This is a genomic window from Oleiphilus sp. HI0132 (assembly GCF_001635845.1).
In genome coordinates this window covers 1-11,694 of the sequence record NZ_LWGJ01001219.1, presented here as the reverse complement: position 1 = coordinate 11,694, position 11,694 = coordinate 1, and the positions used below count along the sequence as shown (strand labels likewise).

At 43.0% G+C, this 11,694-nt stretch carries 11 protein-coding genes and 1 pseudogene; 5 read left to right on the top strand and 7 right to left on the bottom strand.

Features of this window, described 5'->3' with window-relative positions:
- Positions 1-279 (top strand): type II toxin-antitoxin system ParD family antitoxin (locus A3766_RS17850; protein WP_369808637.1); only part of this gene is annotated, 279 nt, incomplete at its 5' end.
- 3 nt (positions 280-282) lie between these two features.
- A complete protein-coding gene (locus A3766_RS17845; protein WP_068512156.1) occupies positions 283-570 on the top strand; it encodes a type II toxin-antitoxin system RelE/ParE family toxin in 288 nt (95 codons plus the stop codon).
- A gap of 158 nt (positions 571-728) precedes the next feature.
- On the opposite strand, the pseudogene A3766_RS29135 reads toward A3766_RS17845, so the two are convergent.
- Both A3766_RS29135 and sohB read right to left on the bottom strand, forming a co-directional pair.
- A pseudogene (locus tag A3766_RS29135) lies at positions 729-899 on the bottom strand (integrase); the annotation flags it as partial.
- A gap of 149 nt (positions 900-1,048) precedes the next feature.
- A complete protein-coding gene (gene sohB, locus A3766_RS17840; RefSeq protein WP_068512159.1) occupies positions 1,049-2,083 on the bottom strand; it encodes a protease SohB in 1,035 nt (344 codons plus the stop codon).
- A gap of 307 nt (positions 2,084-2,390) precedes the next feature.
- Here sohB and A3766_RS17835 point away from each other — a divergent pair, with 307 nt between their 5' ends.
- Entirely contained in the window at positions 2,391-2,705 is a 315-nt protein-coding gene (locus A3766_RS17835) for an SCP2 sterol-binding domain-containing protein (protein ID WP_068507398.1), read from the top strand.
- Between the two features lie 147 nt (positions 2,706-2,852).
- Complete coding sequence (locus tag A3766_RS17830) at positions 2,853-3,593, top strand: YebC/PmpR family DNA-binding transcriptional regulator (RefSeq protein WP_068513720.1); 741 nt, start codon at positions 2,853-2,855, stop codon at positions 3,591-3,593.
- Between the two features lie 101 nt (positions 3,594-3,694).
- On the opposite strand, the gene A3766_RS17825 is transcribed toward A3766_RS17830, so the two are convergent.
- Together A3766_RS17825 and sbcD are read right to left on the bottom strand one after the other, a co-directional pair.
- Entirely contained in the window at positions 3,695-7,417 is a 3,723-nt protein-coding gene (locus tag A3766_RS17825) for an SbcC/MukB-like Walker B domain-containing protein (RefSeq protein ID WP_068513723.1), read from the bottom strand.
- A 10-nt stretch (positions 7,418-7,427) separates the two neighbouring features.
- On the bottom strand, positions 7,428-8,699 hold the full coding sequence (gene sbcD / locus A3766_RS17820) for an exonuclease subunit SbcD (RefSeq protein ID WP_068513726.1): 1,272 nt from the start codon (positions 8,697-8,699) through the stop codon (positions 7,428-7,430).
- Positions 8,700-8,890: 191 nt separating this feature from the next.
- On the opposite strand from sbcD, the gene A3766_RS17815 reads away from it, so the two are divergent.
- Positions 8,891-9,328, top strand: coding sequence for a hypothetical protein (locus tag A3766_RS17815; protein WP_068513731.1), 438 nt, complete (start codon positions 8,891-8,893; stop codon positions 9,326-9,328).
- An 81-nt stretch (positions 9,329-9,409) separates the two neighbouring features.
- Here the strand turns inward: A3766_RS17815 and A3766_RS17810 are convergent, their stop codons facing one another.
- The 3 genes from A3766_RS17810 to A3766_RS29130 form a co-directional block, all read right to left on the bottom strand.
- Positions 9,410-9,823 (bottom strand): DUF2802 domain-containing protein, encoded by a 414-nt coding sequence (locus A3766_RS17810; protein ID WP_068513732.1) that lies wholly within the window; start codon positions 9,821-9,823, stop codon positions 9,410-9,412.
- Positions 9,824-9,882: 59 nt separating this feature from the next.
- Entirely contained in the window at positions 9,883-10,371 is a 489-nt protein-coding gene (locus A3766_RS17805) for a chemotaxis protein CheW (protein ID WP_068506790.1), read from the bottom strand.
- A gap of 144 nt (positions 10,372-10,515) precedes the next feature.
- Positions 10,516-11,694, bottom strand: a 1,179-nt coding sequence (locus A3766_RS29130) for a CheW domain-containing protein (RefSeq protein WP_082907147.1), incomplete at its 5' end; no start/stop codon positions are given.

Sequence of the window (11,694 nt, the reverse complement as noted above, 5' to 3'; positions counted from 1 at the left end):
CTACAAACCTGGTGTATAATTACACCAGGTTTGTATCGAGGGAGGTGTAAAATGCCGAGACAAAGTATTACGTTAACAGAGCAAAATGATTCTTGGTTGCGAAATCATGTAGATAATGTTCAAGATTACTCTAATAAAAGTGAATTGATAAACGATCTTATCCGCAGCGCGAGAAGGGCTGAAGCAATTAATAGAAAGCTTGAAGATGCAGAATCCAGTGGTTTTGTAAATCAAATGGCATCTGAGATGCTGGCTGAATTCAAGTCAGAACTGAAGTAAGGCATGTTTGAATTTAAGATATCTTCGAATACTAAAGAAGACCTAAAGCGGATATACGCTTACGAATATAGCGAGTTTGGAGAAGCTCAGGCAGATACCTATTACCATGGTTTTTTCGATATGTTCGAGAAAATTTCTATCAACCCATATCTCTTCCAATCAGTTGACCATATTCGCCCAGGTTATAGGCGCTGCTCTTATTGCTCCGATAATATTTACTACCGTGTTAATGGTGCGGTCGTTGAAATAATGGCTATTTTAGGAGGTCAGGATATTGATTGCTGGTTATAGGAACTCTCTAGAGTTAATAAGCGATTACTGAAAGTCGAGGTCTTATTTAAAAGCCAAAATTAATTTACTTATTTTGATGAGCCCTTAATGCCGGCTTTTAAAAAATTGCATAAAAAGGAAGTTACTTAAATTGTAAATAACCGCCTTTTGACGAAATTCTACACCTGAATTCGTTCGGCAAGATCAAGCGCATCATCTACTTCAACCCCAAGATACCTTATAGTGCTGTCAATTTTAAAGTGCCCTAGCAATATCTGAATAGCTCTAAAGTTCTTTGTTTCACGATAAATAATTGAAGCTTTTGTTCGCCTCATTGAGTGGGTGCCATAAGCTGGCTAAATAATGGATACACAGAGCTTCAATGAGCACCAAACTTGCGCACTTTGAAATTACAGGTAAATTGCGGCCCCTGTTTAAACATTCACAAAATAAAAATGGGGCCAGAGTCGCAACCCCGCCCCATCAACGACTTAATTAATTACTTCATACCACGAGAGATATTCAGCTCGGAAAGCAGTTTGGTAACAGACTGTTCAATACCTGAGCTTACCGACATGCCTAGTTTATCCATCAAACTTTTCTTTGCTTTGAATTCCAAGGAATAGACCTCTGAGTCCTGACAGGCTTCTAAAATATATTCATCTGATGTTTTCAAGTCATCAACTAAAGATACTTCCTTGGCTTTAGAACCAAACCAGATATCACCATTGGCAACTGATTCAATATCAACCGATGGACGACGTTCTGAAACGTAGGACTTAAATAACTGGTGAGTATCCTCCAAGTCCGACTTAAACTTCTCTCTTCCTTCGTCAGTATTTTCACCAAACATTGTTAAGGTTCTTTTGTACTTGCCAGCAGTCAGGATCTCATAGTCGATATCATTTTTCTTCAGTACCTTGTTGAAGTTAGGCACCTGAGCCACCACACCAATCGAACCCATTATAGCGAAAGGTGAAGCAATAATCTGATCTGCAACGCACGCCATCATGTAACCACCACTCGCAGCGACCTTGTCTACGCAAGCTGTCAGTTTGATACCCTTCTGCTTAATTCGATCTAGCTGTGCAGAGGCCAAACCATAGGAATGAACCATACCGCCAGGACTTTCAAGCTTGACCACGATTTCATCGGTACCCGGACGTGCAACCAACAGTGCCGCAGAAACGGCTTCTCTGAAGCCCTCAACAGCGCTAGCTTTAATATCACCCTCGAAGCTTAGAACAAACACCTTCTTTTTATCTTCAGTGTCTGACTTCCCCTTACTTTCCTTTTCTTGCTTCTTGAGCTGCTTTTTCTTGTCTTTTAATGCTTCTTTACTCAGCATCGACTCTTCAAGCGTATCTTTGATTTCCTCGTACTTTTCATTCAATTTTTCAATCAGCATTTCCTTGCTTTCAGGCTTCTTGTTTTTTAGAGCTGCACTGCTTGCTGCAGCCATCACTATTAAAATGGCAGCAACAACTGTAATTGTCTGCGCCAAGAAGACACCGTACTCAGTCAAAAATTCCACGCGCTTATCCTCAGGTTTGATATATACAAATAACGAAAACATTATGACCATTGCATTGTTGGGCCATTATTGCCAAATACAAGGGTTTCGTTCAGATATTGTTGGCTACTAATTTACACCTTCACACCATAATTCAAACAAGCGTTCGATTTATTAGTTGACAAGCGTTTTTCGAGTAACTAATCTTGACATCCGTGAAAATCAATACGCTTCACACTCAGGCTAGCTACCTTGCACTATTGAGCTTCAACCTCATGCATATACACGTGTAGCTTAGCGATAATTGATACATAAAAAGGGTATTCTCATGTCTGTAGCTTCTACTTTCGAGACACTAAAAGAAAACTTCAACGCTGACGCAGCTAGCGGCATCGACTTGGTATTCCAATTCAACATCGAAGACGATGACAACTACAGCCTAACTATCGCTGACGGTACATGCGAACTAGCAGCTGGTGAGCACGATGATCCTTCAGTTACTTTGATCATGAACACTGAAACTCTTAAAGGCATCGTTAGTGGCGAAACTGACGGTATGCAAGCGTTCATGGCTGGTCAGCTACGTGCTGAAGGCGACATGATGCTAGCAACTAAGCTAGGCGAGCTTTTCAGCATCGGTTAGTAAGGTCTGCTTAACATGATTAAGCTAAAAAAGCCGCTTCTGCGGCTTTTTTTGTGCGTGACACTTTTTAAACCTTTTACATCACGGTAGTATTCTGTTTCTGAAAACAGTATTCCGATTTCTAAAAATAGTTTGGGACCTTAAAAAATGGGTAGAGCTTACCAAAACCGTAAAGAATCAATGGCAAAAACCGCCGACGCCAAAACCAAGGTATACAGCAAGTATGGCCGCGAGATTTATATGTGCGCAAAGTCTGGTGGTATCGACCCGGACGGTAACCTTTCACTTAGGTCAATGATTGACCGCGCCAAGAAAGATCAGGTTCCTGGTCATGTTATCGAAAAAGCGATTGAAAAGGCAAAAGGTGGTGCTGGCGAAGACTTTGCGACAGCTCGCTATGAAGGTTTTGGCCCCGGAAACTGCATGGTAATTGTTGACTGCCTAACGGACAACCCTAACCGTACCTTCGGTGATGTGCGCCAGTGTTTTACCAAAACCAAGAGTAAAATTGGTGCCCAAGGTAGCGTTGGTCACATGTTTGATCACAGTGCTATTTTCGTATTCAAGTCTGAAGATGAAGACACCGCGCTTGAAGCCTTAATGGAAGCCGATGTTGATGTCAGTGATATCGAGTGTGAAAACGGCGAAATCACGATATTTGCACCTAACACTGATTATTTCAAGGCAAAGCAAGCGCTTAACGAAGCATTCGGTACAGAGAACAAGAACGGTGAAAAGGAAGTAGACTTTAAAGTTGATGAAATCCAGTTTGTTCCACAAACAACGACTGAAATTTCAGGTGACGATATTGCTACCTTCGAAACATTTTTAGATATGCTTAACGACCTGGATGACGTGCAAAACGTTTATCATAGCGCTGAGTTTTAAAACGTTTCTCTTAGGCAGAGGGTTTCACCCCTCGCTAATGCGGAATCCAAAACAAGCCAAGGTGCTTACGTTTCAGTAAAGCACTTTGGCCGCTGCCTACCTTAATCAGCTTGCCCTTTAATCTCATAAGCCTTATCCAAACGGCTGTACCCAAGCCCGCTCATTTTTTTAATATCAATCTGAACAGGTATACGCTCTTTCAAGGCATCTATATGACTAATCACGCCAATCATTTTACCCTGAGAGTTGAGCTGATCCAGTGAATCTAGTGCGATATCCAATGTCGCACGGTCTAGCGTACCGAAACCTTCATCGAGAAATAAACTGTCAATTTGAGTTTTATAGCTAACCAGGTCAGACAAAGCCAGGGCCAGCGCCAAGCTGACCAAAAAGCTTTCACCGCCAGATAGAGTTCGTGTATCTCTATGCGAATCTGCTTGCCATTTATCGACTACCTGCAATTCCAGCCCTTGAATATCACTTCTAACCAGATAATAACGGGCATGTAGCCCCTCAAGCCTTTGGTTTGCGAGTTGTATTAAATAATCTAAGGTCAGGCCCTGTGCAAAGACTCTGAAACGTTTACCATCTTTGGAGCCTATCAAACTATTAAGGTGACTCCAATCATCGTAGCACTGTCGCTGGGCTTCAATTTCTCGCATCAGGTTTTCATGCTTTTGTTTCTGTTCTGCGTTGGTCTTAAGTATCTGCGTTAGTTCACCCTGCCTCTGACTACAAGCTTCTACTTCACTCTCCAGGCCATCAAGTAGCGCTTTGAGCTCTTCGAGTGACAAATTAGGAAGATCTTTAGCTTGTAACTCTTTTAACTGGCTCTGGGCAGTTTTTAGCTCTGCCTCCAATGTTGCTTTAGTTTTTTGTGTTTCTTCTTTTAAAGACACCAAATTCTCGATCTCTACGTCATCAAGATGAGCCTGCTGAAAGCTGGGCAGGTCTTCGAACACGCTATTCTCGAGTCTCTGCTGCCAGTCATGAGCAAGACGATCCAACTGATCTTTGTGTTCAAACTTCTGCTGCTCGAGCTGCTGCTGCTTTCCCTGAAGTGCCGATAAGTTTCTCTCGATCTCAGCTATTGACCCCTGCAAGCCCTGATAGGACAGAAGCCTTTTTTCACAATTTTGAGCCGACTTCTCACGCTCGGCACTTACATCTTTATCGCCGAACAGACGTTTGCGCTCTGCCTTCTGTACAGCAAGCTGCTCCATGAACGACTGCTGTTTCTGTTTCGCCTCGGCAAACTGGGAATTAAGCTCGCTCAATACGGCTTTGTATTGGTCATGTTGCTTTTCGATATCGCTAATTAATCCAAGCTCTGTCTGAAGTAGCTTTGCCTTGTCGTCATACAGCGAACACTCCTTTCGGGTTGTCTCCAACCACTCGCCTAAAGCACTTAAGTCCGGGCTTATCACGACATCATGGCCACTAAGCTTAGCCAGATTTTCTTGTAAAGATTGATCTAGCTCCTGCTCACTACTGCATAAGCTATTGATTTGATCTTGTTTATCTTGGCACTGCTGGCTGATATAGCGATGCTCAGTTTCTTGTATCTCTTTATCTCTTATTAGAGCGTCTAATAAATTCTGTTCTACTTTCTCTTCTTCCTGGCAGGCCTCTAGTGCGCGACGGAGGTTCGATAATTTTTCATATTGATTGTCTATATTTTCAATATCACTTAAGACTTCTTCTAAAAATTGAGGGACACCTTCATCTGCTACAAGCAAACTACAATTAATTTGAGCAGCATAAGTTGCCCAAACCTGCTCGGTTTCCGCCTCTTTTTTCAGTGACTCCTCTGCTCTTATTCTTAACCCTTCAAGTTCCGCACCTTGACGAATTAAGGCTTCCTTCTTGGCAAGTCCCTGCTCTTTTAACGCTTCAGCAACTTTTTCTTGAGCAAGAAGCTCATCATTCGTTGACGAAGACTCAAGCTCGCCATATCCATCTAACATTGGATGATCCACGGAACCACACAAAGGGCAAGCTTCGCCTTCTTTTAATTGTGCTCGGTGCTCACTTAAGCTGACAATACGGTTTTCGAGCAAGACTCTTTCTTTTAATGACAAGAAATACTTATTAGCTTGCTGATAGGCTGTTCGAAGGCTAACAAGCTCAGCCTCAAGGCTTGCTATCGAAGCATCTTGTTTTTCGATAGACGACAGGATTTGTCGACAACTAAGCTTTTGATCCTGCGCTTGCTCAAATATTCTCTTGCACTCGGCTACCGCATTCTTTCTAAGGGAATTCTGTTGAATAAGATTCTCTAACGTTTCCAAACTCAACTGCTTATTAAGCTCTTCTAGAAAGCGATCTAGTGCTGTTTTTGCACTCGAAGATCGACTAAGGAGTTTTTTATGCTCTTGCTCTCGGATAACAAGTTGCGAATTTAATTCTCTTAGGCCTTTTTCCTTCGCCAACTTAACTGCATTGTCGCTTTCAAGCAGCTTTGCCAGAGACACCGTTTGCTCTTTTACCCGGTTATACTGTTGGAATAGCGTGGCAATCCCGTCAAGCTGGGTTTGCGCACCTCTAAGCCACTCATGCTTTTCCAGCCACTCGCCCACGGACTTAGTTATGTCGTGGCTATTTTTAATCTGCTTGGCACAGTCTTGCAGCTGTTTTAGCGTTTGAGTTTTTCTGGCGTCTATTTCAACTAATTCGGCATCGGCGGTTGATATGCTTTTCTGCTGGGAAGTAATACCTTGATCTAAAGGAACCAGCTGCTCAACTAGAAAGTTTTCTAGTCTTACATGGGTATTCTGAGCATCCTGGTATTCATTTTTAGCAAGCTGACAATTACCTTCTAATAGGTGGAATTCCTCTTGCTTTAAGCTACAAGAGGCATTGATTTCCTGGAAGTTTTTATCATATTGGTTTTGTTGAGCTTGAGCGCGCTGATATTGTTCATAATATGGTGAGAGCACTCTCGCTGGTAGGGCTCTTTCAAGCCTTGCAAACTCGGGTGCTAAACTGTCGCAATATTGAACATGCGCATCGAGCGCTGAACGACACTGCTTATTACTCGCCTGCAATTTTTCAAGCTTTTCAATATGAGAAACCTGTGCCTGAATATCGCCTCTTTTAAGCAAAGCAGTCTTACGCTTTTCTTCGAGGGCCTGTTCTTCAGCATACAGTAATTCAAGCTCCTCGGGACTAGTCTGCTCTAGACCTTCCAACTTGGCCGTCAGTAGCGTGTGTCGCTCTTTTTCTTGTCGAAAGCGTTCAAACACCTCGCTAGAAACTCTGCCGTATATGTCCGTTCCCGTTAACTCTTCAAGAAGTTCTGCCCGGTCTCCCGAATTTGCATTGAGGAAGGCTGCAAAGCCACCTTGAGCCAGAAGCATGGATTTTGTAAAACGTGAAAAATCCAAGCCCGTTATTTCGGCGATATGTTCTAGTTTGTCGCGGAGCTTATCAGCAATAATTTTATCGCGCCCCTCCTCACCGGCCCCGAGTAGTGCTAGCTCAACTTTGGGGCTTTGTAATTTTCCATCAGCTTTGCTTCGCGCCCTTCTTACTTCCCAAAATGCGCGAAAAACCTGGTCACCCTTAACACTGAACTCCACCTCACACATGCATTCGTGACAATGACGAGTCATTACCTTCTCAGCAGGTGATGGTTCATTTAAACGCGGTGTTTGGTGGTATAAGGCAAGGCAAATTGCATCTAACAGCGTAGATTTTCCGGCACCAGTAGGCCCAGTGATTGCAAATAAACCGTTGCTTGCGAAAGGCTCCTGAGTGAAGTCAATAAACCACTCCCCTCGTAGAGAGTTGATGTTCTTAAGGCGAATACTTAGTATTTTCATAACTGCAGCTCTAGAGCTTGTCTCCTTGCTCAGCTTGTAGCAGCGCCTCTTTAAACATCTGTTGCAGACGGCTTTTTAGTGCATCATCGATTCCATCTGGCTCTAATGACAGCCGTTTTTCAAAGACTTCGCTTGCTTTAAGCTCCTGTAAACGTTCGCTACTTTCGGCGACCAGGCTTAACCCTTTTCGATTTCTGCTGCGCTTCAAACAAAGCACTTCGATATTGCTATCGACCACTAACTCTTCGATGCGTTTCTGAAGGTCTTCAAGATAATCCTGTTCTTCAACTTCTACCTCAAGCCAAATAGTCTCACTAAGGTCACCATTGCTTTCTGAACAATAAGCACTGCCATCACGACCGCCCTTCAACTCTGAAAGTTTAGTGCTAATCTCCTCGAGGTTTCCTTTTATTTTGTACAGCTGCTGAAAAACCGGTACATCTATGGCATCCACCGTCACACCAGCCTCATCAAACTCTACCACTTGCACTGACTTTTTCTGGTTTAGCTCGTCAAAGCTAAGCGGAATTGGCGAACCACTATAGTAGATATTGCCATTGCCCTTAATTTGCTGCTGTTTATGGATATGTCCCAGGGCAATGTAATCTGCCGAGGGAAATGATGATGCTGAAAACGCCTCCAAGGTGCCGATATAAATATCCCTAACCGATTCACTTGTGCGCGCGCCGACGACTGTTAAGTGCCCTGTCATAATAATCGGGATCTTTGAATCATTAACATCTCTTAAACCCAGTGCCTTACTATAAAGCACCTGATAGTGCTGCTTTATCGCATCTTGTACATCTCGTTGCTTTTCTTTCCCTGTCGAACCGGAGTGACTACCAACCAGGTCTCTAGCTCTTAGAAATGGAACGGCACATATAATTCCCTTTATTTCTCCAGCAGCGCCTGTCACGGGCAATAGCTGTTGCTCGTAGGTATTCTCGTTTGCAGAAGAAATTACATGCGTGTTGAAGTGTGCAAGCAAGTCAGAGGTTTCTTCAAGCATGGCGACAGAATCATGATTTCCGGCAACAATAACGAGAGGCACAGCCTTGTTTGTCGCTTCACTAAAGTCAATCACAAACTTGTGATAAAGTTCGCGAGCATAGCTAGGTGGAGCCCCGGTATCAAATATATCGCCGGCAACAATAACGGCGTCAACCTCATGCTCAAGAACCTGCTCAACCAGCCAATTAAGGAAACCCTGATGTTCTTTTTGGCGACTTTTACCCATGAAATACTGACCAAGATGCCAGTCGGAGGAGTGAATTATTTTCAAGATGTTGACCCGATTTTCAATTTGAAGACTAATTTACCCCTTATTTTTGTGAAGTAAAGGCATTTTATTGCGGACTTGGTTCACATGGTTGCATAAGCTTTCAAAGTGATACAAAGATCACCTTGTTAATTTTCTTGTAAAAGATAAGTTTAATAGTAGCAATGAATTAGCAGGACTTATTGAGACAGATTATGAAAAGACAACTCATCTATCACACACCGATTGCACTCGATGCACAAAGCTATAAAACAAGTGAAGCATCTGTTTTATCAGGCCAAGGGGTACATGAGAGAGCAACGATTAAAACCATTTCTCGTGACGGCATATGCCTAAACTGTGACCAAGAAACCTTGCATCGCTTACTACCCAATACACCTTCGGTATCACCTAAGTGTCCGGTTAAAGTTGAAGTCGCATTTAAATTAGAAAGCTTTCTTCAAATTAATGCAGATGTAATCTGTATTAGACGCTTATCTAAAGATACCTTTCAACTTGAGTTACGCTTTGGCGCCTTAGATGCCGAAGCTGAGTGTGAAATTGACGCCTATATTGAACATTCACTATACAAAGAAAAGAGTAAAGTAGTGCAGCCGATAAGAGCTATGAATGAATATTCTGCAGTTGCTTAAGCATTTGATGATGTATAACTAGTTCACACCCAAGCTATGCTCTCGATGTGAACACTGATTTAAGTATTGGCTGGCTTAAAGCTACTTAGTGGGAGTAAGGGTAGGAATAGTATCTTGCTTACTTTCGGTGAGAGCACTAACAAGCTCTGCTTCTGGACGAGAGATGCCACAACTATTCATTAGGTCATCGATCCCCGCTCCCAACTCCACCAAACGTGACGCTTCGGAGTAAGAAACTTTAGTCGGGTCATTTTTCTGCATTTCGTCTATTATGGCTTCAAGCTCTTCGACACGCTTTTCCAGAGCAATAACCTTACGCCCAACACCCATTGAGCCATGGCTAATTCCCTGAACTTCTTTTGATAGCTCATCGACCAGATCAGCAGTGCTCCTTTCTGATAAGGTAATGCTACGCTTGATTACCAAAGCGTACACCGCAAGCAAACATACGAGTATCGCTGAAACCAATGGAACAAACTCTACAGAAATTGACATGCCTACTCCTCATAGCCCTCAATTAGCATTGAGGGCCAAAAACAAATTGGCTATCGAGTTTAGAACGAGCCCATTTCAGACCATTCTTCTTCAGATAGCATCTTCTCAAATTCAACCAAGATAATCAGTTCGCCGTTCTTATTACAAACGCCCTGTATAAATCTTGCACTTTCTTCGTTGCCGACATTCGGCGCAGTTTCCATTTCAGAGTGTTTAATATAAACAACCTCTGCAACCGAGTCGACCAGAATACCAATAACCTGCCCATCAATTTCAAGAACAACGATACGAGAATGGTCAGTTACATCGGCACTAGGTAAACCAAATCGAGCCCGTGTATCGATAACCGTTACTACATTACCGCGCAGATTGATAATACCCAACACATAGTTAGGTGCGCCTGGCACGGGGGCAATTTCAGTATAACGTAATACTTCCTGAATCTGCATTACGTTAATACCATACGTCTCGTCTGCTAAGCGAAAAGTGACGTTTTGCAGAATCGGATCTTCAGCAGCATGGCTACTGTGCCCAGTGTTTGATGTCATTAGTTGACCCCTTACCTATTTCCTAAAAGACAATAATTCGCGCCAAGTTTTCAAAGCTTTACTCTCTCACGTCAAAAACTTAACAGATCATCTTCTAAATATAGAGCATCGCACAATCTATGCCAGAAAATAGTGACACAATTATCAAGAAATTGAGCTTCCATTGCCAGAAGCTTTCTCTTCTAGCATCAAGCTCATTACGTCTGCGTCGAGTAAAGCACACATATGCCCTATCACCGTACCAGATAACCACGCTCGACTCGTACGCTCACTGCGCCATTTAACCATATCAGGTTCAAGCTGAATGGATTCGTGAACTGAGTCGCAAGCTAAGCCCCAATTATTTCCACCCAGTCTAATAATGAACTGATATCCGGCCCGAGCATCCTCGCTCCAACGGTCCGGCATGACCCATTGAGCTGTATCGACTACTCTGACATTTCTATCCAAATGTCTATACAAGCCCATAAAATAATCTGCCCGGCCGACAATTGGCGTGAGCTCCTTTTCAATTTTATAGATTGCACCGAGAGAAACTAAAGGCACCGCAAGCTTTAAACCCGCTACAGAAAAGATCAAACACTCGAAGCGATCTTGAGCCCATGAAGGCGGCCCAACTTGTCCAGGCTCACCAGGCGTAACCAAAGCTGTTCTTTTTTCATGTATCTTTTCAATTTCAGAAACTTCAGTAGTCACAGCCTCCCTAGCCTGAACTTTAGCGTCTACCTTGGTATCACTCAGGGGTGCAGGTGCAGAAACGGATACCTTTGGCTTGTCGACAGTTTCAACAAGTACTTCTTGCTTAACCTTTGTTTTAAGCTCGGGCTCGGCTTTAAGACCAAGCTTCGCTTCCAAGCGGGAAAGCTGAGCCGCGCTCAACTTTGACTTTTTCTTCTCCAGAATCGCTAAGGCCGTCTTTCTATCTAGCTTAGTCTGAAGCTTTTGTTCAGTCTTTTGCTCGGTCTTAACTTCAAGCTTTTGCTTTACTTTAAGGTTCTGCTCAGATAACTCTTTAACACTCGGCTTGGTTTTAACCGGCGCAAGCTTTGGAAATGCAGCAGGTATAATCAGAGGTGAAATTTTTGATCTTTCAGGCTCAGCAAATTGAGGCTTAGCCGGCTTCACTTTTGCAAAATTTGCTTTTGCAATAACCTTAGGCTTTAACTTGGATCCTACTCTGCCTTCAAGTGGCTCTTTAGACCTTGTATGCATTACATTCACGGAGTCTAGAGAGTGTAATTCCGCGTCACTAAGCTTGTTTTTGTGTATTGTATCTAAGTCTTTTAAAGGTTGCTGATCGGCAACTGAGCCAAGCATATCAAA